Source organism: Undibacterium sp. YM2 (assembly GCF_009937975.1).
In the GTDB taxonomy this organism is placed as follows: Bacteria; Pseudomonadota; Gammaproteobacteria; order Burkholderiales; family Burkholderiaceae_D; genus Undibacterium.
Map to the genome: position 1 here is coordinate 3,236,924 of NZ_AP018441.1, position 22,870 is coordinate 3,259,793.

Consider the following 22,870-nt stretch of genomic DNA (forward strand, 5'->3'; position numbering starts at 1 on the left):
TTCGGGCTTATTAGGTATTCACTATAAATCAGGAAGATACTGCTTCAGCGGGCTGGTTTTGCAACAGCGCCAGCAACCGCGCGATTTCTTCACGCATCTTGCGACGGTCAACGATCATGTCGATCGCGCCTTTTTGCAGCAGGAATTCAGAGCGCTGGAAGCCTTCCGGCAATTTCTCACGCACGGTATTTTCAATCACGCGTGGGCCAGCAAAGCCGATCAAGGCTTTAGGCTCGGCAATCACTACATCGCCAAGGAAGGCGAAAGAAGCGGATACGCCGCCCATGGTAGGATCAGTCAGTACAGAGATGAAAGGCAATCTCTTTTCAGACAACTTGGTCAGCATGGACGTGGTTTTTGCCATCTGCATGAGGGACAACAAGCCTTCTTGCATACGTGCACCGCCGGTAGCCGTAAAGCAAATGAAAGGTACTTTTTGCTCCAGCGCTGCTTGCGCACCACGCACAAACCGCTCACCGACGACAGAACCCATGGAACCACCCATGAATTCAAACTCGAAACAAGCAGCAATCACAGGTACTGCCATGATAGAACCACCCATGACTACCAGAGCATCGGTTTCACCGGTAGTTTCCAGCGCATCTTTGAGGCGATCAGGGTATTTTTTGCTGTCTTTGAATTTCAGTGTATCGATAGGCAAGACTTCCTGGCCGATTTCATAACGACCACCTGCATCGAGCAATGCATCCAGACGTTCACGTGCGCCTATGCGCAAATGATGGCTGCATTTTGGGCAAACATGGATATTGGCTTCCAGATCAGAACGATACAGCACCGCTTCGCAAGAGGGGCACTTGACCCACAAACCTTCAGGAATCGACTTACGATTTGCAGATTCCGAGCGTTGTATACGCGGCGGCAACAGTTTTTCTAACCAACTCATGTTTTCTCCTTATGGCCGCCAGGCTGTCTTTTTAACAACCCGGCATCAGGTTCATTCTGGTAAAAGAACCAGTCAGGCGCGTATTTTACTCGTCCAAAGCCTGTCTGACACCAGAAATAAAGCTTTTCACTGCAGCAACTGCGGCAACTATGTCTCCACGCGGGGTATTTTCCAGTTCCTGAATGATGCGCGAGCCTATCACCACCGCATCCGACACTGTCGAAATAGCTCTCGCCGTCGCCCCGTCACGTATGCCAAAGCCCACACCTACTGGTACTTTGACATGCCTTTTGATACGCGGGATCATGGCGGCAACCGCATCCAGATCCAGTGCACCAGAACCGGTAACACCTTTCAGTGACACATAATACACATAACCACTGGCAATTTTACCAACTTGCGCAATGCGCTCATCGGTCGATGTCGGTGCCAGCAAGAAAATGGTATCCATCCCCTGTTGCTGCATTTTACTTGCAAATTCTTCACATTCTTCCGGCGGGTAATCCACTACCAGCACACCATCCACCCCAACTTCAGCAGCCTTGGTGATAAAAGCATCCTGCCCCATGCGCTCTATGGGATTGGCATAACCCATGAGCACAACTGGTGTCTTTTGATTACTTTGCCGGAATTCGCGGACGAATTGTAATACATCCCGCAAGCCAACTCCAAATTGCAGCGCTCTTTCAGAGGCGCGCTGAATGACAGGGCCATCCGCCATGGGATCAGAAAACGGCACGCCCAGCTCGATAATATCGGCCCCGCCCTCGACCAGAGCATGCATTAAAGGTACAGTTAACTCAGGCGCGGGATCACCTGCGGTGATGAAAGGGATTAAACCTTTTTTATTGCTGGCCGCCAAAGCAGCCATGGTATTTTGAATTCTTGACATCTTGTTGGTCCTTATTTGATGCGCTAACAACAATGTGATGGCATCAATCTCAATTCTTGATAGGGAAGACATGCAGGCCGCATCTCTGCATATGCGCCTGCATGTTTTGCTCAATGGCTGATCAGAACTTCAGTCCCGCCCGTTCGGCTACGGTATGCATGTCCTTGTCACCACGACCAGACAGATTTGCCAGGACTATCTTATCCTTAGGCAAAGTCGCTGCCAGCTTGGCGGCATAGGCAAGAGCGTGACTGGATTCCAGCGCAGGGATAATGCCCTCTATACGGCAACAGTCATGAAAAGCCTTGAGTGCCTCATCGTCAGTAATGGTCACGTACTGCGCGCGACCACTTTCCTTCAACCATGCATGCTCAGGCCCCACACCCGGATAATCAAGACCCGCCGACACAGAATGAGTTTCTATGACCTGGCCATTTTCATCCTGCAGCAAGTAAGTACGGTTACCATGCAGTACGCCAGGTGAGCCTGCTGTTAGCGAAGCAGAATGCTTGCCGCTGTCCAACCCTCACCTGCCGCCTCGACACCGATGAGCCTGACTTGCTGATGATCAATGTAAGGATAAAAAATACCCATGGCATTCGAGCCACCACCTACGCAAGCCACCACATAGTCTGGCTGACGTCCGGTTTGCTCAGGCATCTGCCATAAGCATTCTTCACCGATAACGGACTGAAAATCCCTGACCATCATCGGATAAGGATGCGGACCGGCCACCGTGCCTATGATGTAAAAAGTATTATCGACGTTCGCGACCCAGTCACGCATGGCTTCGTTCAGCGCATCTTTCAGGGTCTTGGAACCGGACTCTACCGGCACCACGGTCGCACCAAGCAACTTCATGCGATACACGTTTTGCGCCTGGCGCTTGACGTCTTCCGACCCCATATAGACCACGCATTCGAGTCCAAATCGGGCACAGATAGTGGCAGTAGCCACGCCATGCTGACCCGCACCAGTCTCAGCGATGACACGCGGCTTGCCCATGCGCTTGGCCAGCAAAGCCTGGCCGATCACATTATTGATCTTGTGGGCGCCGGTGTGATTCAAGTCTTCACGCTTGAAATAGATTTGTGCCCCACCCATCAGATCAGACCAGCGTTTGGCGTGATACACAGGTGATGGGCGACCGACAAAGTACTTCAATTCATTGCGAAACTCCTCCAGAAATTCAGCATCATGCTGGAATTTGGCATAGGCTTCTTTAAGTTCAGTCAATGCATGAGTCAGCGTCTCGGACACAAAAGTGCCGCCAAACTGACCAAAATGACCACGTGAATCGGGTAAATGATATTGAGCTGACTGATAAATTGCCTGACCGGCGATAGACTGGCGCTCGAACTGAGCATCCAAAGACTGGAGTTCTTTCATTTTCTTTCCTTCAAACTGGCTTGAAAGCGATGCGCCAGGGAGATACCCCAGATACCATCACTATTCCTGATTGTCTGCCAGACGCACCGCTGCGATAAACGCACGTACGCTGACCTCATCCTTGATACCCTTTGCCGCTTCGACACCACTACTGATATCGACCGCAAACGGGCGAACCTGACTAACTGCGCCAGTCGCGTTCTGTACGCTCAATCCACCACTTAAAACGACCCGAGGCGCGAGCTCTTTTGGAATGAGAGACCAATCAAAAACCTTTCCACTACCGCCATACCCATCAACATGGGTATCTAGCAATAAACCACTGAATAAAGGACTAGCCTTACGATAAGACTGTTCACATTCTAGCAAATCCTCAGGCCTTGTGTCAGCTTTGACGCGATAGGCACGAATAAAAGGACGATTGACACAAGCGGCCAGGCTCGCGCATTGCGCAGGCGTTTCATCGCCGTGGAATTGCAGCAATTGCACAGGAGCCTTGCTGATGACATCTTGCAAGCCTGCTTCATCGATATTGACGAACAAGCCGACCGACATGACGAAAGGAGGAATGTCGCGCAACAAAGCGCCGGCAGTATCAGGTGTAACATAACGCGGGCTGGGTGGATAAAACACGAAACCAAGGGCATCAGCCCCAGCCGCGACAACGAATCGCACATCTTCTGACCGGGTTAAACCGCAAATCTTGATTCTGGTTCTGTGTTGCATGGTACTTCCCAATGTAAAAATTTTTTCCATTCAAACTACTGCAAATTTTTGTGGCGCTCCGCAATCGCCAGTATCAAACAGGGGCAATTTACTTTGCTTCGGTATTACCCTTAAAGAATCGGGGTACCATTAATTTTTGCCTGTACACAAATCCAATAAGAACAAGCCCTATCAATGCCACCATAAAATATGGCAAACCAAGGCAGACGTTGATAACAGAACCAGCCAGCCAGGCATATAAAACATACGAAGCCGCGTTACTGCCCTTACGGGAACGATATGCGAGCCACACCGGAGGAAGTAAAACTTCCAATACAATCAGGAAATTTAGCGCATTTATGTCGTCGAACATAGTCAGACTTTTTTAGGTTAAAGGGCCAAAAATCATCACTCAGGATTAACTGAAAACCAAGACTAGATACAACACTACGGTAGCGACAAACAGCACGAGCACATGACTAGTCTTATTTTTTGGGTTAATCACAACTGCGTACGTAGTAAATCCAAACGCCGCACAGAATATCTTCAGGATTTGCACTGTAACCACAGACAAATGCGTTTCAGCAGGAGGCTCAGCCAAGAGCCCAATTACAAAACCAACAATTCCCAAACAGATAATTAGCTTTCTTTCCAAACTTAATCGCTGTTTTACCTGCATATTTTCCATAAGTATCCTTTAGTGCCATCAACAAGCCAAGCGCAAGCGATTGACACTACAAAGTAGAATGTTACCCATCAATTATCACAATATCAGGATATTCTGGAAAGTGCTCGTTTATAAAAAACTGGGAAATGATAATTGGCACACGCAATTTTCGAGCGCTTGAGTATATGCGGAGGCAATCAATTGATTGAAGCATGCGATAATCGATTACCATTTCATTCATAGACACCATGAATTCACCCGCGACAAAACCGCTCATTACCCGGCTATTCGGACTGGATATTTGCAATATGCGTTTTGCAGAGGCCAACCAGCATTTGCTGGAAGTTGCCAGCAAGCGTGACCATGCCAGCCGCGTGGTGGTGACGCCAAATGTGGATCACATGACCAAGCTCGAATATGAGCCTGAATTCAAGACCCTGTACGCGACTTCAGATTATATTTTTGCCGATGGCATGCCGATAATCTGGGCCAGCAAAATGTGCGCCCTACCCTTGCCGGAACGTGTGACTGGTGCGGACCTGTTTGTGTCGCTATGCCGGGGCTGTATAGAAAAAGATTTGTCTATTTTTGTTTTAGGCGGCATGCCGGGGCAAGAAAGCCTGTTGCTGGAATCATTCGCCAGGACTTACCCCGGCCTCAAAGTTGATATTTTTTGCCCATCCATGCAGTTCACTGCCGACGGTGCCGAAAGTGATCTGGCGATACAGCGCATACAGGCTGCAAAACCAAATATCCTTTTCATTTGCCTGGGCATGCCCAAGCAGGAAAGACTGGCATTTCGATATCGTGCGCAATTCACTAAAAACAATGTGCCATTAATATTGTGCGTAGGTGCGGCGATGGAGTTTGCATTGGGGCAGAAAAAACGTGCCCCGCTATGGATGCAAAAGACAGGCATGGAATGGTTCTGGCGCCTGGCAAGTGAACCGCGCCGTTTATGGCAACGCTACACGACACAAGCCTGGCGCTTTGTCGGGCTATTGCTGCGTGAGAGAAAAATACAAAAACAAATGCGCTGAACTCCAAAAACATTCCAGCAAGTTGCACTCTGAGTTTGGGTAAAACGATAAAAAAACCGCACAGATAACAATCTGTGCGGTTTTTTCTTGGGAGCTTATCTACTGCTTATCTTTACAAACTTATGCCACTTTTTTTGCATCGAAGAATTGTTCATCTTCAGTAGAACCATGCAAAGCGGTCGTAGAAGACTTACCTTGCTGGATAGTTTGTGTCACTGCATCAAAGTAACCAGTACCAACTTCACGTTGATGTTTAACGGCTGTAAAGCCCTTTTCTGCTGCTGCGAATTCTGCTTCCTGCAATTCAACGAAGGCAGACATCTGGCGGCGTGCGTAGCCATGTGCCAGGTTGAACATGCCGTAGTTCAATGCATGGAAACCTGCCAGTGTGATGAACTGGAATTTGTAGCCCATTGCGCCCAGTTCTTTCTGGAATTTAGCGATCGTTGCATCGTCCAGGTTTTTCTTCCAGTTGAAAGAAGGTGAGCAGTTATAGGACAGCAATTTACCTGGGAACTTGGCGTGGATAGCATCAGCAAATGCCTTCGCAAATTCCAGGTCAGGCTTGCCAGTTTCACACCAGATCAAGTCAGCATATTCTGCATAAGCCAGGCCACGGGAAATCGCTTGTTCCAGACCTGGTTTGGTTTTGTAGAAACCTTCAACCGTGCGCTCACCTGTGCAGAAAGGCTGGTCGTTAGGATCGACGTCAGATGTCAGCAAATCAGCGGCTTCAGCATCAGTACGGGCCAAAATCACGGTGGATGTGCCCATGATGTCAGCAGCCAGACGTGCTGCGTTCAGTTTTTCAATGGCTTCACGTGTAGGAACCAGAACCTTGCCGCCCATGTGGCCGCATTTTTTAACGGAAGCCAGTTGATCTTCAAAGTGAACACCAGATGCGCCTGCTTCGATCATGGCTTTCATGAGTTCAAAGGCATTCAAAACACCACCGAAACCGGCTTCAGCATCAGCCACGATAGGGGCGAAGAAGTCGATGTCATCTTTGCCTTCAGACCATTGAATCTGGTCAGCGCGTGTCAGTGTGTTGTTGATGCGTTTGACAACCAGTGGTACAGAATTGGCTGGGTACAGGGATTGATCAGGATACATTTCGCCAGCAACGTTGGCGTCGCCCGCAACTTGCCAGCCAGACAGATAGATGGCTTTCAAGCCAGCTTTAACCTGTTGCATGGCCTGGTTACCAGTCAGCGCGCCCAGGGCATTGATGAAAGGCTCGTTATTCACCAGATCCCACAATTTGATCGCGCCGTTTTTGGCGATGGTGTGCTCAACCTTCATGGAGCCGCGCAGGCGAACTACGTCTTCTGCCGTGTAATTACGCTTGATACCATTCCAGCGTGGATTGGTATCCCAGTCTTTTTGCAATTCTGCTACTTGTTGTGCGCGAGTTGTCATATTTCTCTCCTGTGGGCAAATCAAATGAAAAGGTGCATCCGTTGAGAGAAATAATAGAGTATTTTTTGCGGAGCAACAAGGTCTTATATAAGACATATGACAAATATTTAATCGTTTAAAATCAAACACTTAAAATTCATTTTTTGCGATATGAAATTATATTTCTTAGAATGAGAAAAATAATTTGTGCGGCGAGACAGAGATTTTTCACAATATGAAAAGTTGATTTCACATCATAAAATTTGGCAATTCAGTTTTTTATACAAAGAAAATTAAGTTTCAAATTCCCTCGGGAAACTGGAAGTTTTTAGTGCAGAACACGCGGATGCCACCACTGCACCCACAAGCCTCTCAAGAGACTCATTAACAATCTCAACAACAAGCTTAAAACATGCTTATTAAAAGGAGGACTTAAGCAACACTGCCCCAAAGCTTGCAGTTTACCGTACCCCAATTCGTCATGCCCGCGCAGGCGGGTATCCATGCCTGATCGCCGCCCCACCTGCATTACAAGCTCCGAGATTGATCAACGATGGATTCCCGCTAAAAGCACGCGGGAATGACGGCTTGAGATGCTCTGTATTGATTGCGCTCATTGTGATCTATGCATGGCCGACGTAAAAACCCGTCAATGCCAATTTTGCTTAAGTCCTAAAAAGGCTTATTCGAGCACAATCTCGTACCATGGCGATGGGAAGTCAAAGTCGAGCTCAAAACCATCCGGCTTTTTCCTGATGGCAGAACTGGCCAGTGCCTTCATGCGCACACCATTTCCATCCAGCGGATACACCGTCATCTTTTTGCTTTTGCTGGCGTGGAATAACTTGACCGGGATACGCTCCAGCCATACAGGCGCAAGGCCTTCCAGCGAACCCGAAGGTTTTCTGGCTGTTGCAGGATCAGGCTCCAGCGTCCACCCCCCAGATTGCCCCTCATAATTTATCAATTGTTTAGGACGTTCAGGTTGGACGCCAGCTTGCGTGGTCGTTGTAGCACCACTCAATACCAGCAACAGGTGGCGACTATGCTTCAAAGGCAAAGCATCGCGGCTGCTCAGCATAATGACGCCATATTGCCGCCCTTTTTCTGAGAACACAGGCAGGTATTTATCTGCTTCCATAGTGACAGAGCCCGGTGCTTTGCGCCCCGCGAACAGGCGCGTATAAGCAGTTTCTGCTGCCAGCCAAGGGCCAGATTCACTGTAACGTAATTGCCCCCCGGCAGGGGCCCAGGTCATATCATCTTCATGCCACAAGCTGGCAGTGTGCTGTACCGGTCCGACCGGCCTGGCTTGCGTGCCATACATCATGGCTACACGGGTATAAAAAGCATGCCGGTAATCAATACCGTATTGCGCCTGTAGCCAGGCAGGCATTCCACCGCCACTGACACCATCACGCAAAGCGCCCAGCATGGTGCGCTCTTCAGGTGCCAGGCTGATATTCATCTGTGTTGGCAATGGCTGCACCTGGTATTGTCTGAACAGGGCCGCCGCCATGCCGCTGACCACGAGTTGACCACTGTGGCCGCTAAGCCCAAAACTATCCGGCACGGGCCGCCATACATCACCATCAATGTAATGGAAAAGAAACAGCCCATCCCAATCCTGGGCGCTGGCAAACGCACTCATGACGGGCAGAATTTCTGCCGACTGCCGATTTGGAAAAGCCTGATTGAATTCACTGACCACAAAGGGCTTGCGCGCATCACGCACATAGGCTCGTTGCAACAGTGATTGCCAACCTTCACGCAAGACAGAGCTATTGCGTATGCGCCAGTCATTCCTGTCCCACTCCTTATGCGGAAAATCATAGTGATCTACATAGAAGTGCTCATCGACATAATCCATCTGCTGCTGCGCATCGGCCAGTGCCACTCCACCGAAATACATTTGTGTACCAGTCACAGGCAATAAGTCCCCAGCTTCCTGCCGTATAGTCTTGCGGATGAGGTTTAAATATTGCTGATCAAGATCGGACAAAAACCGTACATAGTCGAGCACCCTGCGGCCATTGCCCTTTTGATGTGGGCGGTATTGCTGCTGCAAGGAGACTGGCGTCTCCCAACCTAATTTATTGATGGCGCGTCGTGAAAAACGCTGCACGCCCGCAACCCAGCCTTCGCCATACTCAAGTATGCTGGCCTCTGATGACTTGACATTGATGACGCCTTTGCGCGGCATTGAACAGCTATCCCATAGCTTGCAGGCATTGTCGGCATGTCCATGCTGGCGCAGCACCCATTTTTGCCAGTGCTGCTGCAAGGCTCTTTCATATTCCCCTGTCAGGCCGTCGAGTTGCTTTCTTTGCCAGGCACCCAGCAAAGAAGATTCATTATTGATTTCAACCATGGCCAGGGCAGGATCATCCTTGAGTTCCAGCCTGCGCAATAGCTGCTGCACATACTCGCCCTGAAGACTGATCATGCGTGACTCAAACAAATGCAGTGGATGGCTGGCAAAAGGCATTTGTTCACCCGCCATCAAAGGCGTGACCTGATCAACCGCCGGGCGAAATTGATAGCCCACATGCAGGTTCAGATTGACATACAGGCCCTCGGCCTTGAGTGCATCAATAAACACACGCAAACGCCGCAAGGCTGTCTCATTAAAACTGGGGTAAGCGGCTGTCGTCAAAATACCACGCGGCTGCTCCAGGCTATCACTGAGAACACTGTCCAGATGATGCAGGCGAACTGCATTAAAACCCAACTTGCGCAAACGACGGGCGATTTTTTGTGCGTCTTTCTCTTCAGGGAAGTTCGCCACACCAGACAAGCTGATGCCAAAGAAGCGCACGCGGGCGTCGTCTTTGGTGCCGCCCCTGCCATCTGGCCCAATTCGGTAAAAATGCCCTTGTTTGACAAATACCCTGTCAGCAGCCTCCAGGGCATGATTCATGCCACCAAAATCCACGACTGGTGACAGGGCATCCTCATTGACTTCAAAACGGTACCAGGCGAGATCACCCGCTGCCGCAAAAGGTGGGCAGAGACAAATCAGGCTCAATAAAGCCAATCTGAAGGTGAACGGGACGTGAAATCGAAAATACTTCATAGTTTGGGGCGCAACAGACAAGGTAGCCATTAGAATATCGCACAAACACATGACATTAGTATTGAGAAATGCAAAATTTGTCCGTACTGCCCGGCAATACCAGCCTGAACCTGCTGGAAACCAGAATCGTCAAACTGATGATCGTTCTGTTCGTGGTTTTTTCCCTGTTACCTTATGGCATTTCCTGGGATTACACCGGCTCGTCTGCATTGACCATGGAAGGTTCGCTAACCACAAAACTGCAGTGGGGTGGCCTGTTTTTGCTGGCAACATTCATCCTGTATCGTCATTTACCCGAAGCCTTGCAAGATGTGCGGGCGATGAATCCCTTTCTGGCCTTCGTGTTGATATGGTGTCTGGCATCAAGCATCTGGTCGCCCTTGCCAGCGACGACCTTCAAACGTGCGATACAGCTCTATGGCCTGGTGATGATAGGTTTCAGCATACAGCTCGCTGAACATCCTTTAAAAATAATGGTGACCTATGTCTTGTATACCTTGACGGGTATGCTGATACTGTCCTTCTTTATGGCTGTTGCTGTTCCCAGCATAGGCATAGACTATGACCTCGGAGGTGCCTGGCGCGGTGCCTTGTCGCAAAAAAATGAGCTGGGCCAGGTTGCTGCCCTCAGCATTTTATTATGGCAAATCAAGGCGTGCAGAGAGACCGTGGGTATCCGCAGCCTGGCGCTGGGCATATTGTTTTCTTTTTTCATGCTGGTCATGAGTAAAAGCTCGACCAGCATGATCATCACCCTGCTGACTTCTGGCGTTTTCCATCTGCTGCGCAAGCGTCATATTTCGTCATCCTATTCATTAACACGGGCCAGCCTGGTCATTATTTGCCTGTTGACGATCGCTGTGTATGTCTTTTTTATGCAAGAATCGCGTCTGCCTACCTGGCAAGAAGCTGCATCACCTATTGCCAGCCTGTTTGGTAAAGGGACGGACCTGACCGGTCGTACCGATGTCTGGCAACTGGTAGAGATGGAAATCAACAAACACTATCTGTTTGGTCTGGGCTATGGCGCATTCTGGCTGGGGCCAGACAGTCTCTCGCAATTCGTCATTGATGCCCTGCACTGGATCCCCTTGCAGTCTCACAATGGCTATCTGGACATCCTCAATGAGCAAGGGCTGATTGGTTTGATACTGGTGATACTCACCCTGTTAATGCAGGCAAAAATGCTGATTACGCTTTCCCATCAGGACAGGCAGCAAGCTGCCTTCTGGTCCGCCATGCTGGTCGTCGTCGTGATTACCAATTTCACCGAAAGCAGCCTGTTTCGCGGCTTTGTATTCCAGAATGTATTCTTTATCTTCAGCCTGATTGCGGTCAGCTCATCGAGCCGGAGATTCAAACTCGCTAAATCAAACTCAGCAAACTCAGACCATTAATTTGCGTCCAAGGTTCTGAAAAGTCTGTTCTATGTAACGGTATGACAAGTGGGATAACATCAGCGAAAGCACCGTGATAAGTGCGATTCTGGGCAGTGTAGTCAGCTCCGGCAAAAAATGCGCGACGCTATGTGTTATCAGCCAGTGGTACAGGTACAGGGAATAACTGATACGTCCCAGATAGACGACGGGTGGCAGTTGCAGGAAATTGTTCAAGGCATTTTTTTCAAATACCAGCATCGGGAACATATAGAGCAAAGCCACCCCCTGCAAAGAGTAACGCAAGGATTCACGAAACTCTTCGTTACGGATAGCTAGTGTCATCAACATTAAAAAGGCACCACACAGAAAGGTCTGCTGGCGTGATAGCTTGGCAAAAAAAAGTGGGTAGTACACCTGTATGATAGCCAAGACCACTCCATACAAAATGGAATCAGCGCGGGTATCGGTCGCTGTATAAATTCTGTAATGCGGCAAATGATCCAGACCGATGGCCAGCACCAGATACACACGCCAGGCCAGCATCGCCAACAGGATTACCGCGATCAGACTCAAGAAGCGTTTTGGCAGGCGGATAAAACCGATAAACAAAAAAGGGAAAACAAAATAAAAATGCTCTTCCACTGCTAACGACCAGGTTATCGCCAGGGGTTGCTTGATCAACTCACCGCTGAAGCTGGAATAAATGCCGTAGTAATTCGCAAAATAAAAAAATACCGAGGCAACTTCTTTTTGCGGTGGCAACTCTCCGACAACAGCCATCAATGCCAGCGATATCAGCACAAAAAACAACAAGGCCGGTGTCAGCCTGAACAGCCTGCGCACATAAAAATTACGTATGCTCACACGGCCACTGGTATCCCACTCTGCCAGCATCAGTTTGGTGATGATGAAACCGCTGATGAAAAAGAATATCGTCACGCCCAGGCCACCAGGGAAGAGATGACCAAATCCTATATGCGACAGGAAAACCAGTGCAATGGATAAGGCACGCAAGCCATCCAGTGCCTGTAAGCGTTGGGATTGATGGGCCGTCATGAGTTATTTCTTTGCTGGCTGGCTGCCATAGGCATGGCTGGCGCTACCCCAGAAATAACTGAGTTTGCCCAGTTGAGAAGCCGCTACCCTGAGCCAGGTGAAGCTGCGCAGGAATTTAAAAGGTAACAACAGCAAGGCGAATAACAAGGCCAGCACAAATTGCGCGCAGGCCCGGGCACTTAGCAACAGCGCGGAACTGATTTTTTTGCCACCTTCAAGCATCGCCAGTTCGGTCCGGATGAATAATTGCCCGGTGCGGTAAGACCTTTGCAATAGCCATTTTGCGGTAGCCCTGTCGGCCGGAATAAATTCGTCAGCAGGAGCTTCATCGCACCAGACCATGACAGCACCCAGTTTATCCAGGCGGCGAAACAACATGGTATCTTCCCCACCCGTCGTACCAAAGGCGGGGTCAAACGGGCCTATGCCATCTTTTTGGGATGCAGCTATATCCTGCAATATTGAACGACGGACAAGCACGTTGCCACTACGGGCGTCCTTATGATCTATTTTTGTGCCGGTAGGCATGCGGCGGCGGTCAAAATAGCCACCCTCACGTATCCAGGCCGGTGTACTTTCTGAGTACTCAGGCAGCACCGGTGCAAATACTACGTCCGCATGTTCAACTTTTTGCACTTTCAGCAATTGCTCCAGCCAGTCTGGCACAGGCACTTCGTCATCATCAATCATGACTATCCATTGTCCGCTGGCTGCGGCAATAGCTGCATTTCTGGCAAGTGAAATATTTGAATTTGCCAGATTCAGCGCCTTGAGGCTTCCGGCGAAGACAGTTGCCATTTCAGCCAGCACGGCCGCAGCAGACTTGTTGACGTCATTATCAACAACCACCACTTCAATAGCCACGTCCCGTAAAGTTTGCGTCAAGATAGCTTGCAACAAGCGCCGTAACAATTCCGGCCTTTTATAAGTGCAAATGCAGATACTCAGTTCAGGCATTATGAACTCAGCTTTTCCGCCGGAATAGTCTGGACAGCAAACGCATTACCCAGGTGAATGGCGCAAAACGTACTGTCCCTGCAGGCTCATATTGATTGAAAATCGTTCCCAGCACCTCGACACCGGCTGCCTGCATGTCTGCCTTGGCCTGACGAAGCTCATCGACATAGGTATGGTCTTTTCTGGCTACCAGCAAGACGCTGCCGGTCTGATGCGCAACCATCTGGGCATCCGATGCCAGGGTCGCTGTATGGGTATCAACCACGAAAGCATCGAACTGATCAGAACAGGAATCGAGCAATTCACGCATGCGCGGTGCACGCAAAATCTCCAGAGGGTTAGGCGGTTGCGGCCCGGCTGGCAAGAAATGTAAATTGGGCATCAGCTGTATCAGGGCATCGGATGCTTTAATACGCCCGGCCAGTACAGAAGACAGACCATCCGGCTTGCCGAGTGAGAAATATTCATGCAGCTTACCGCTACGCAGATCAGCATCTATTAACAAAGTACGCTTACCAACTTGCGACAAGGCGATAGCCAGGCTGGCTGCCATATAGGATTTGCCATCGCGGCGAGCCGGGCTGACCAGGGTGATCTTGATTTTCTCCTGGCCGCTGAACTTCAACAGCAACTCACTGCGTAGACGGCGGATTTCTTCTGCCTCCTTACTGAAAGGGAAGTAAAAGAATTTCAAAGACTTGTCGGCACTGCCGTTAATCAGGTCCTTGGTTGAATACCCGAACTGCTCGCCCAAAGCCTGATCAAGCTGGGTCTGACTCAGGTAACCCAGCGCCAGTGCTGCATCACCAAACCTGAGTTTTTTTTCTTTTTGCAGTTGGGCGATCTGGTCGATCTGCTCAGGCGTGAGCAAACCTTTTTGCAGGAATAACTCGCCGAGCCGGCCTATTTTAGAGGCTGGTGGATTCATGGTTTCAGCTGTTTGCATGCAAACCACCCTCACCCTGTCCATTGCCGCTCAGTTTCTCATCAAATCCAATTTTTGCCATCACAGGTTCATCAAATTCACGTTCCAGATCTTCCAGGCAGCGCACGCGGCGGTTCATCAATTCGAGCAGGAAGGCCAGGCCAAAGCCAAACACGATGCCAGCCAGCAAGCCAAACACTAGGTTATTGCGCAGCAGTGGCTTGGCATGCTTCTCCGGCAGCTCTGCCCATTGCATGACTGAGGCATTTGAGATGGCCACATTACTGGTCATCAGCAACTCATCAAATTTTTGTATGGCGGCGTTGTAAATCTTTTGCACGCTATCAAGCTGACGCTGGTAAGAGCTGATGACATCCCTGTGTTTCTTGTTTTCAAACGTCTTTTTCTGATAGCTGGCGATCTCTGTTTCTATAACTTTTTCCTGCTGGCTCAGGCGCGCTTCAGAGGCACCAAGCATTTCAAATGCAGTGGCAGACTCTCTTTTGAGTTTGTCCAGCAGCGCCTGCCTCTCGTCATTGATCGCCATGTATTTGGGATGACGCACGCCCAGAGTAATCTTGGCATTGGCCAACTGTGTATCAAGCGAAATCAGGGCGGCTTTCAGGCCTGAGATATGGCCTATGCCAGCAATCTCAGGGATATCTGACTCTGGATTACCTTCGCGTACGAGTTTTTCCAGCGACTGGCGCTTCGCCTGGGCTTCCACTTTTTGAAGTTGCACATCAATCAGGCGCACACTCAAGGCATTCATTTGCTTGGATTCGATGTCAGCCCTCTCATCGACATCAACAATCTGATATTCCTGCTGGTAAGCCGTCAGTTTTTTTTGCAACTCATCAATCTGCCGGCTCATGGACTCTAGCTGGGCGTTGTATTGATCACGCCTGGCCCTGGCTGGTGCATTCATCATCTCCAGCGACAAATCTATATAGGCCTTGACGACAGCATTGGCAACTTCTTTGGCATGCTTGGGGTCACTCGATGAATACTGAATTTCTATGACGCGGCTATTCTTGTGCGGCGACACATCGGTATTCCTGACGATGGATTCAGCCAGTGCGCGCAAGCCGCGCTGCTCGCCATACCTTTGTACAAAGCGCTTGGCCTCTGGCGTGGTCTGCAAGCCCAGTGCCTGTATCACGCGTTCAGCAACCTGTACGCTCTTGATAACATCGAACTGGGTCTGCAGATAACTTTCATCCTGCATGGGGTGGAATTGGCGGCCACCAATAGGGTCATTGACGCGGTAATCGATAAAAATATCTGCTACCGCCACATAAGTCTTGGGCAAAATCAAACTGGCAACGGCCGCACCAACAACAGCGACTATCATGACAAAGGCGATTAACAGCTGGCGCGCCCGCAACATTGCCCCTATCTGGGCGAAGGACAAGACCAATTCACTTGGGGAGGTTTTTATCATACGCGTCAGAATATTCTTTCGTTGATAAATACCACATCGCCCGGCAATACCCGGTCGGCAATACCTGCAGAAATTTCGCGCAACTCGCCACTGTCTGTCTTGCGATGGATGATGATGCGCCGCACCGAACCTCGTTCAGTCACCCCGCCGCCTATGGACAAGACCCGCATGACATTCAAATCATCTTCCATAGGGTACATACCAGGACGGCGTACCTCACCATAGACATAAAAGTTCTTTAATTGAGGCACGAACAAAACATCATTCGGCTGGATTTTTTGTGCCAGCTCTGGCGCCAGCTTTGTTGCGTCCAGCTCCAGTTTGACGGATGCATATTCTTGCAATTCCGATGCAGGTTTGCCGGGTTCACGGCGCAAGATACGCAGGCTTTTCTCGGCTTTCTGTGAAACACCACCGGCCAGGCTCAAGGCTTCCAGAATGCTGATTTGTCCTGTCAGGGGATAGCGCCCCGGCCGCAATACTTCGCCGAGGACTGAAAAAGTCCTGCTTAGCTGTTGTATGACCTTGATGGAAACCCTGGGATTTTTAATGTATTGCCCCTGCTCCAGCTTTTTTGCGAAGGTGGCGGCAATTTCTGTTGCTGTACGGCCTTTGACTTCCACCGTACCCACCAGCGGCAAGGTGATGATGCCACTCTCGCCGATGGTGACATCGGCGGTCAGGTCGGGCTGTCCGAATACAGTAATAAGCAACTGATCGCCCTCGCCTATGACATCGGAGGCTGCATCGCCAGGCATGTCATCTGTGGCATTCTTTGCCGCGTTTGGTACGGGCACAGATGCTGTTGCTGGTGCTTTGTCTGCCTGAGGTATTTGCAACAACTGACTTTCCAGTTTCATGCCATTTGCAGGGATAGTCTTGATCTCTTGCGCCTGCACCTGCCCGATAAATGCAAACGCCAGCACTGCAGGCAGTAGTTTGCGGGCAGTTATCTCAGTAAAAGCAGAAAATTTGGACCAAATTGTCATCTGAATCAGGCATTTCTTATAAAGAACTTCATTTTATATTGCAATAGTAAGAATAGATGCAAATTTTTGTCAGGACAACAAAACCCTGTCGCAATAAGGCGGCAGCTTGATTGGCATTGCTATTTAATTACAAAAATTAACCTTTATTGAATTGTGGGCAACTCAAAGCTCAGTTAACATGCAAATAAAAGTAAGAAAGACTAATTATGCAAAGCCCGAGCACACAGCCATCAGCAAGTCCTGCCAGAGTGGTACCTCTGGTCATCATTGCGCCAGTGCGTGATGAAGCGGACCTGATCAGGCTGACGCTGGACTCCATGGTTGCCCAAACCGTCAAACCGGTAGAGTGGATCATCGTCGATGATGGTTCACAAGATGGCACCGCTGACATCGTACGCGAATATGCTGCCCAACATCCATTCATCAGGCTGGTACAACGCCCAGACCGGGGTTTTCGCAAGGTGGGTGGTGGCGTGGTGGCAGCCTTCAAATTTGGCATTACCCAGATTGAGCATCAGGAATATGAATACATCGCCAAACTTGATGGCGACATGTCATTTGGACCACGCTACCTGGAATGCATGTTTGAGCAATTTGCCCAGGAACCCAAGCTGGCCGCCGTATCCGGCAAGGTTTATCGCGAAGAAGAAGGCAAGAAGATAGAAGAAATCATCATTGATGAACATGTCGCAGGTCAGTTCAAGCTCTACCGCAGAACGGCATTTGAAGAAATTGGTGGTTTTGTCGAAGAAGTCTTGTGGGATGGCATAGATGTCCACACTGCCCGCATGAAGGGCTGGACCACCAAGAGCTTCTTGCATCCTGATGCGATACTCATGCATCACCGCCTCATGGGTTCGTCCGACAAAAATGTCTATCGTGGCCGCCTGCGTTGGGGGCGTGGCATCTGGTTCATGGGTTATCACCCTCTGTACGCACTGGCCTCAGGTATTTTCCGCATGCGCGAGAAACCATTTGTCATCGGTGGCTTGTTGATTATTGCTGGTTATCTCGGCGCTGCAATCAAACGTGCGCCCAGATATGACAATCCTGAATTCAGAGAGCATTTACATCGCTGGCAGTTGGGACAAATCAAAAAACTCTTTTCAGGGCAAAAAAACTAAACATGCAGGCCAGGTAATTTGTTTTAAAAACCACTGCAGCATCCCCAGGAATATCAGCGAAAAACCTTACCACCATGCTCAATGCTTCACCCGCCTCCAACACCTCACAATCAGCGCAAATTCTGGCAGCGTTTACTGGTGTCGCGTTTGGCATAACGACTTACCTGACGCTACTTGGCATCATCCTGTATTCAGACCATAGCGATATCGAAATTTTTGGCGTGCGCATGCTGATTGCAGGCCTCTCCAGCATCATCGTTTTCTCCAGCCAGCAACTATTGGGCACACTGCAAGAAAAGCATGTACTGGCCGCCTTCCCCAGCATTACCGCTCGCTGGTTTGTGGTGTTCATGATCGTGCTGATGAGCGCCTACGTCGATAAGTCTGCTGAAAGACTATCACGCGCCATCATGCTGATCTGGCTGTTTACCACGCCATTCACGCTTTTGCTGACGGCACTGATCATGCGCAAGCTGGCAGTGTTCTATTACTCAAATCCTTCAAGACGACGCAAGGCCGTACTGATCTGGTCTAATTCAGCCTGCGCCGACCTGGTAGAGTCACTGCGCAACACCCCTCTGGCCGCGATAGATTTTGTTGGCTTTTTCGACAACCGCAATGAATCCCGCCCGCCCAGCAACCTCGAAAGACTGGGTGATCTGAGTGACGCAGCCAATTGGATCGTTGATGCCGAGACTGGTCATGTGAATGTCGATGTAGTTTTCATAGGACTGAACACCAAGGAACCACCGGAACTGGCAGAGATCATCGCGATTCTGGAAGACAGCACTGCATCCACGTACTTTGTACCTGAATCGCTGATCTTTGGCATGCCAGGCATACAATTGCGTGAACTGGCAGGTCGCCCCGTGCTGGCATCAACAGAGACTCCTTTCATAGGTCTGGCCGCCCTGCCCAAACGCTTACTGGACTTGCTAGGTTCTTTCTTTGGTCTGATTGCTCTGTCGCCCATCATGCTACTACTCGCAATAGGCGTTAAACTGAGTTCCCCCGGATCCGTGTTTTTCAAACAGGTCAGGTATGGCATTGCCGGGCGGCCTATCAATGTTTATAAATTTCGCAGTATGCGGCAGAGCAAGCCAAATGAGCGGGTGGTTCAGGCTACCGTTGGTGATCCGCGGGTTACCAAATTTGGCCGCTTCCTGCGTCGTTCTTCACTGGATGAATTGCCACAACTCTTCAATGTCCTCAAGGGTGAAATGAGCCTGGTCGGCCCCCGCCCTCATGCAGTTGAACATAATGAGTTGTACCGCAAGCTGGTCAGTGGCTATATGTTCCGCCATAAGATCAAACCTGGCATTACCGGCTGGGCACAGGTCAATGGTTTGCGTGGCGAGACCGAGACCCTGGAGAAAATGGAAGAGCGCATTGAATATGATCTTTACTACATCCAGCACTGGTCAGTCTGGCTGGACATCGTGATTATCTGGCGCACCATCAAGGTAGTGCTAGGCGATAAAAACGCTTATTAATACAGATTTACTGATACAGGCTTACCTGGCAGTCTGGCGCAATTTACGTAAGTGTTGCCCGAAACTGGAAGCTTTCAATTTTTGCTTAGCGTGATACAACCCAGCCTGTAAGTTGCTCAAAATAGCCGGTGAGCTGACAGCCCCCTCGCACAATTGATTTGCGCCCGTGGCAAAACGCAGTTTGTATGGCTGGTCGCCCCGGCCCAAATCTATCGTAGTGATACCTGTTTGTGCGGCATGTCTGGCACATTGCGCCAGCAAGATCAAACCTGGCGAATGCTCGGCAAAGTCTGTGTGATACCAGGGGAACCAGTAATGCATTACCTTGCCGGAACACATACCAAAATGGGCCGCGATCAACGTATCTCCCGCATACAGCGTTGATAGCATGCCGGCAAAATCAGGCGCATTTGCGGCCCTGATTTCATCCATAACCCGCCTGACCCAATCCAGCCTGAAAATATCATGTTCAGCCCCGACAGTGCGCTGGAACTGATCGCGCTTGCCAGCGATCAAAGCAGCAAAATCAGTGTCGCTGCTGCTTTGCAAGTCAAAACGCAATTCACCAAACTTTTTGCTGAGCTTGCGTTCATTGGTAGCGACTTTTTTTAAGAGCGAGGCGTCGCGCATTTCTGTCAGGCGCTGCGCGTACACATCAAAGCCTCCCGTCAAATCCAGGATATGCGACTGACTATGTGTCCACGCATACTGGCTGAACTTACCTAAACCGGAAGGCATGTGATTAAAGGAAAAATAGCGGCACTGCATGGCGCTCAAGGCATCAGCGATGTGCAATTCCAGAGATGCATCGCACACCGGCCCCTGATAATCTGCCAGAAAATCACCTACGGAGACAGCGCGAAAACTACTCAAGGCATGAAAGGGCCAGATACCGACGACAACGCCTGCATCTTCCACTACCAGAATGCGGACATCATCCCTGGCATTGGCGATAATGGTGGTGAAAGCCGGAGAATAATATGGGCTATCATAGATAATGCTTTGACTGCGCAACTCCGCCCAGCGCGCCACTATAGGCGCGTCGAGTTCTTTTGCACTGATCAACCGGAATTTCATTTAGCCTTGCCCCGCCGGATAAAAATAAGTCTGCAGGCTCTGTTGTAAACCATTTTCTATACTTTGATCAACCAGACTCGACAATTGGCTCTCGCGGGTTGAATCGAACACAAACAGGCGATAAATATCTGACAGGCGCAAGCTCGCAGGGTTGACCAGCATGATCCACAATTCAGCCCCTGCTTCGTTTTTGCGTAACCAAAAGCGGCTGCGTGAAGCGGTGGTTTCAACCTTCACCCTGGCAACCCAGCCAGCTTCTGCCATACGTTCCAGCAAACCCTCAATTTCATCTATACCCAGTCTGGTCTCGGTACGTATGGTATTCACGCTCACGGCTGCAGTAGCATCTGCCAGACGGGCATCAACCAACACTTGCAAGATACTGACCGCATCTTCAAAAGCACTGCCTGGTGTGGGCACATGCCACCAACGTTCGAATTTGACGACAGGCAAAGCAGCAGCGATGACCGCGCCAATCAGGATGATCAACCAGGACACATAAATCCAGACCAGAAACAAAGGTACAGCTGCCAGGGCACCATACACGATAGTGTAGGTAGGAAACTGAATCACAAAGCTGGCGAATATGCGCTTGGCAATTTCAAATGCCAGCGCTGCAAACAGACCTCCCCAGACTGCATCGCGCCACTCAACCGCACGGTTGGGCACGATCAGATACAGCAAGGTAAATGCACCTGTCGTGAATGCAATTGAAGTCAGAGTATAAAATACCGCACCCAAAAACGGCACAGCCCCCACTACCCCACTGGTGGCAGTAAACAGGTAAGACGTGCTGGAGATGGAAACACCCACCAGCAAAGGTCCCAGAGTAACAATCGCCCAATACACCAGCAGCCTTTGCAAAGCCGGGCGCGGGCGCTTGACCTGCCAGATCTGGTTGAATGACTTGTCTATCATTGCCATGGTGGTAATGGCGGTCACCATCAGGGCCACGCCACTGATGGCAGAAACGCGGGTCGCCTTGGTGGCAAACTGCGTCAGATAACCCAAAATCGTATTGGAAATCCCCTTGGGCATCAGACTTTGAATAAAATACGCTTCCAGCGAAGTGCGGAAGGTATTAAATAGCGGGAAAGCTGTAAAAATGGCAAATGCTACAGTCAGGATAGGTACCAGGGCCAGTACCGTGGTAAAAGTCAGGCTACCGGCAACCTGTGGCAAACGACCTTCCTGCAAGCGCTGCAGGGCAAATTTGAAGAGATTGAGTATTTGTTTCCACGACAGACCACGCATAGTTTTACAGCCAGAGAGATGAATGCCTCGATTTTAACGAGAGAGCAAAGAAAAAGGCTTCTATAATACAAGCATGACTACACAAGAACTCACGATTTTAGTTTTATTTTACTCACGGCATGGCAATACCAGAAAAATGGCAGAATTTATTGCCCAGGGCATAGAAAGCGTGCCGGGCTGCAATGCCCGCCTGCGTACTGTGCCAGCCGTTTCCACAGTGGCAGAAGCAACCGCCTCTGATGTACCGTCAGATGGCGCACCCTATGTGGAATTGTCTGACCTCAAGGAATGCGCCGGGCTTGCCATGGGCTCACCCACCCGCTTTGGCAATATGGCGGCAGCCCTGAAGTATTTTCTCGATGGCACTGCCGCCGACTGGCTCTCTGGCACACTGACTGGCAAACCGGCCTGCGTATTCACCTCCACCGGCAGCATGCACGGCGGCCAGGAATCAACCCTGCTCAGCATGATGCTGCCACTGATGCATCACGGCATGCTGATGCTGGGCTTGCCCTATAGCCATGCTGAACTGATGACAACTTCAACCGGCGGCAGTCCTTATGGCGCAACTCATTGGGCAGGCCAGGATGGTGCACAAGCTATTTCAGAAGAAAGCCGCAAACTGGCAATCGCCCTGGGCAAACGCCTGGCAGAAGTCAGTAAAAAATTGCAGGCTGCAGCATGAGCACGGCCACACCAGAGAAAAAATATTACCTGCTCGCTTCTGCCAGCCTGATTGCCTTGCTGCTCCTGTGCATTTGCTGGGAATGGTTTCTGGCACCTTTACGCCCGGGTGGGTCATGGATGGTGCTTAAAACCCTGCCCTTGCTGATACCATTGCGCGGCGTACTCAAGCGCGATAACTACACCATGCAGTGGTCTTCGATGCTGATCTGGCTGTACTTCACCGAGGGTATAGTCAGGGCCTACAGTGACCGTAGCTCCCTGTCCGTAGCACTGGCTTTGGCTGAAGTTGGCTTGTCCATCTTGTTCTTTATTGCGGTCATCCTGTATTTACGCCCCTTGAAAAAAGCCGCAAAGGCGTTGGCAAAAGTGAATGCAGCAAATGTAGCAAAGGCAGCAGAACAGTGACCCCGGCAA

Annotated in this window: 18 protein-coding genes and 1 pseudogene; 6 read left to right on the forward strand and 13 right to left on the reverse strand. The window is 50.1% G+C overall.

Features of this window, described 5'->3' with window-relative positions:
- Positions 1–28: 28 nt before the first annotated feature.
- From accD to UNDYM_RS14630, 4 genes and pseudogenes are all read right to left on the reverse strand, one after another.
- Positions 29–904 (reverse strand): acetyl-CoA carboxylase, carboxyltransferase subunit beta, encoded by an 876-nt coding sequence (accD, locus tag UNDYM_RS14615; RefSeq protein ID WP_162041693.1) that lies wholly within the window; start codon positions 902–904, stop codon positions 29–31.
- 85 nt (positions 905–989) lie between these two features.
- Positions 990–1,796 carry a tryptophan synthase subunit alpha gene (trpA, locus tag UNDYM_RS14620; protein WP_162041694.1) on the reverse strand — a complete coding sequence of 269 codons (807 nt, stop codon included), beginning with the start codon at positions 1,794–1,796 and terminating at the stop codon, positions 990–992.
- Between the two features lie 121 nt (positions 1,797–1,917).
- A pseudogene (trpB, locus tag UNDYM_RS14625) lies at positions 1,918–3,185 on the reverse strand (tryptophan synthase subunit beta).
- A gap of 60 nt (positions 3,186–3,245) precedes the next feature.
- Positions 3,246–3,911: a phosphoribosylanthranilate isomerase gene (locus tag UNDYM_RS14630; protein ID WP_162041695.1), complete on the reverse strand. Its 666-nt coding sequence runs from the start codon at positions 3,909–3,911 to the stop codon at positions 3,246–3,248.
- A gap of 894 nt (positions 3,912–4,805) precedes the next feature.
- On the opposite strand from UNDYM_RS14630, the gene UNDYM_RS14635 reads away from it, so the two are divergent.
- Positions 4,806–5,597 (forward strand): WecB/TagA/CpsF family glycosyltransferase, encoded by a 792-nt coding sequence (locus UNDYM_RS14635; RefSeq protein WP_232064076.1) that lies wholly within the window; start codon positions 4,806–4,808, stop codon positions 5,595–5,597.
- 120 nt (positions 5,598–5,717) lie between these two features.
- Here UNDYM_RS14635 and aceA read toward each other — a convergent pair whose 3' ends face one another.
- Positions 5,718–7,016 carry an isocitrate lyase gene (gene aceA / locus UNDYM_RS14640; protein WP_110253821.1) on the reverse strand — a complete coding sequence of 433 codons (1,299 nt, stop codon included), beginning with the start codon at positions 7,014–7,016 and terminating at the stop codon, positions 5,718–5,720.
- Positions 7,017–7,677: 661 nt separating this feature from the next.
- Positions 7,678–10,023, reverse strand: coding sequence for a cellulase family glycosylhydrolase (locus UNDYM_RS14645; RefSeq protein WP_162041696.1), 2,346 nt, complete (start codon positions 10,021–10,023; stop codon positions 7,678–7,680).
- Between the two features lie 116 nt (positions 10,024–10,139).
- Here UNDYM_RS14645 and UNDYM_RS14650 point away from each other — a divergent pair, with 116 nt between their 5' ends.
- On the forward strand, positions 10,140–11,468 hold the full coding sequence (locus tag UNDYM_RS14650) for an O-antigen ligase (RefSeq protein WP_162041697.1): 1,329 nt from the start codon (positions 10,140–10,142) through the stop codon (positions 11,466–11,468).
- Here UNDYM_RS14650 and UNDYM_RS14655 read toward each other — a convergent pair.
- From UNDYM_RS14655 to UNDYM_RS14675, 5 genes are read right to left on the reverse strand one after another with little or no spacing between them, the layout of a single operon-like run.
- Entirely contained in the window at positions 11,457–12,506 is a 1,050-nt protein-coding gene (locus UNDYM_RS14655) for an acyltransferase (RefSeq protein WP_162041698.1), read from the reverse strand. The genes UNDYM_RS14650 and UNDYM_RS14655 overlap by 12 nt on opposite strands.
- Positions 12,507–12,509: 3 nt before the next feature.
- Positions 12,510–13,463 (reverse strand): glycosyltransferase family 2 protein, encoded by a 954-nt coding sequence (locus tag UNDYM_RS14660; RefSeq protein WP_162041699.1) that lies wholly within the window; start codon positions 13,461–13,463, stop codon positions 12,510–12,512.
- A 7-nt stretch (positions 13,464–13,470) separates the two neighbouring features.
- Positions 13,471–14,409, reverse strand: coding sequence for a polysaccharide biosynthesis tyrosine autokinase (locus UNDYM_RS14665; RefSeq protein WP_162041700.1), 939 nt, complete (start codon positions 14,407–14,409; stop codon positions 13,471–13,473).
- Positions 14,396–15,832, reverse strand: a complete 1,437-nt coding sequence (locus tag UNDYM_RS14670; RefSeq protein ID WP_162041701.1) for a Wzz/FepE/Etk N-terminal domain-containing protein — start codon at positions 15,830–15,832, stop codon at positions 14,396–14,398. The genes UNDYM_RS14665 and UNDYM_RS14670 overlap by 14 nt, the downstream gene beginning before the upstream one ends.
- Before the next feature lie 5 nt (positions 15,833–15,837).
- Complete coding sequence (locus UNDYM_RS14675; protein ID WP_162041702.1) at positions 15,838–16,821, reverse strand: polysaccharide biosynthesis/export family protein; 984 nt, start codon at positions 16,819–16,821, stop codon at positions 15,838–15,840.
- A gap of 206 nt (positions 16,822–17,027) precedes the next feature.
- On the opposite strand from UNDYM_RS14675, the gene UNDYM_RS14680 reads away from it, so the two are divergent.
- Together UNDYM_RS14680 and UNDYM_RS14685 are read left to right on the forward strand one after the other, a co-directional pair.
- A complete protein-coding gene (locus UNDYM_RS14680; RefSeq protein WP_162041703.1) occupies positions 17,028–17,945 on the forward strand; it encodes a glycosyltransferase family 2 protein in 918 nt (305 codons plus the stop codon).
- 74 nt (positions 17,946–18,019) lie between these two features.
- Positions 18,020–19,438, forward strand: coding sequence for an undecaprenyl-phosphate glucose phosphotransferase (locus UNDYM_RS14685; protein WP_162041704.1), 1,419 nt, complete (start codon positions 18,020–18,022; stop codon positions 19,436–19,438).
- 21 nt (positions 19,439–19,459) lie between these two features.
- Here the strand turns inward: UNDYM_RS14685 and UNDYM_RS14690 are convergent, their stop codons facing one another.
- Both UNDYM_RS14690 and UNDYM_RS14695 read right to left on the reverse strand, forming a co-directional pair.
- Entirely contained in the window at positions 19,460–20,515 is a 1,056-nt protein-coding gene (locus UNDYM_RS14690; RefSeq protein WP_162041705.1) for a GNAT family N-acetyltransferase, read from the reverse strand.
- Entirely contained in the window at positions 20,516–21,769 is a 1,254-nt protein-coding gene (locus UNDYM_RS14695) for a YihY family inner membrane protein (protein ID WP_162041706.1), read from the reverse strand.
- Between the two features lie 73 nt (positions 21,770–21,842).
- On the opposite strand from UNDYM_RS14695, the gene wrbA reads away from it, so the two are divergent.
- Complete coding sequence (gene wrbA, locus UNDYM_RS14700; RefSeq protein WP_162041707.1) at positions 21,843–22,454, forward strand: NAD(P)H:quinone oxidoreductase; 612 nt, start codon at positions 21,843–21,845, stop codon at positions 22,452–22,454.
- Positions 22,451–22,861 (forward strand): DUF2069 domain-containing protein, encoded by a 411-nt coding sequence (locus tag UNDYM_RS14705; protein WP_162041708.1) that lies wholly within the window; start codon positions 22,451–22,453, stop codon positions 22,859–22,861. The genes wrbA and UNDYM_RS14705 overlap by 4 nt, the downstream gene beginning before the upstream one ends.
- Positions 22,862–22,870 lie beyond the last annotated feature (9 nt).

What these genes read in the sequence shown, in the direction of transcription:
- accD (WP_162041693.1), bottom strand. Translation starts at nt 904, where the DNA reads ATGAGTTGGTTAGAAAAACTGTTGCCGCCGCGTATACAACGCTCGGAA.
- UNDYM_RS14650 (WP_162041697.1), top strand. Translation starts at nt 10,140, where the DNA reads ATGCAAAATTTGTCCGTACTGCCCGGCAATACCAGCCTGAACCTGCTG.
- UNDYM_RS14675 (WP_162041702.1), bottom strand. Translation starts at nt 16,821, where the DNA reads ATGACAATTTGGTCCAAATTTTCTGCTTTTACTGAGATAACTGCCCGC.
- UNDYM_RS14660 (WP_162041699.1), bottom strand. Translation starts at nt 13,463, where the DNA reads ATGCCTGAACTGAGTATCTGCATTTGCACTTATAAAAGGCCGGAATTG.
- UNDYM_RS14685 (WP_162041704.1), top strand. Translation starts at nt 18,020, where the DNA reads ATGCTCAATGCTTCACCCGCCTCCAACACCTCACAATCAGCGCAAATT.
- aceA (WP_110253821.1), bottom strand. Translation starts at nt 7,016, where the DNA reads ATGACAACTCGCGCACAACAAGTAGCAGAATTGCAAAAAGACTGGGAT.
- UNDYM_RS14635 (WP_232064076.1), top strand. Translation starts at nt 4,806, where the DNA reads ATGAATTCACCCGCGACAAAACCGCTCATTACCCGGCTATTCGGACTG.
- UNDYM_RS14680 (WP_162041703.1), top strand. Translation starts at nt 17,028, where the DNA reads ATGCAAAGCCCGAGCACACAGCCATCAGCAAGTCCTGCCAGAGTGGTA.
- UNDYM_RS14695 (WP_162041706.1), bottom strand. Translation starts at nt 21,769, where the DNA reads ATGCGTGGTCTGTCGTGGAAACAAATACTCAATCTCTTCAAATTTGCC.
- UNDYM_RS14655 (WP_162041698.1), bottom strand. Translation starts at nt 12,506, where the DNA reads ATGACGGCCCATCAATCCCAACGCTTACAGGCACTGGATGGCTTGCGT.
- wrbA (WP_162041707.1), top strand. Translation starts at nt 21,843, where the DNA reads ATGACTACACAAGAACTCACGATTTTAGTTTTATTTTACTCACGGCAT.
- UNDYM_RS14670 (WP_162041701.1), bottom strand. Translation starts at nt 15,832, where the DNA reads ATGATAAAAACCTCCCCAAGTGAATTGGTCTTGTCCTTCGCCCAGATA.
- UNDYM_RS14705 (WP_162041708.1), top strand. Translation starts at nt 22,451, where the DNA reads ATGAGCACGGCCACACCAGAGAAAAAATATTACCTGCTCGCTTCTGCC.
- trpA (WP_162041694.1), bottom strand. Translation starts at nt 1,796, where the DNA reads ATGTCAAGAATTCAAAATACCATGGCTGCTTTGGCGGCCAGCAATAAA.
- UNDYM_RS14665 (WP_162041700.1), bottom strand. Translation starts at nt 14,409, where the DNA reads ATGCAAACAGCTGAAACCATGAATCCACCAGCCTCTAAAATAGGCCGG.
- UNDYM_RS14630 (WP_162041695.1), bottom strand. Translation starts at nt 3,911, where the DNA reads ATGCAACACAGAACCAGAATCAAGATTTGCGGTTTAACCCGGTCAGAA.
- UNDYM_RS14690 (WP_162041705.1), bottom strand. Translation starts at nt 20,515, where the DNA reads ATGAAATTCCGGTTGATCAGTGCAAAAGAACTCGACGCGCCTATAGTG.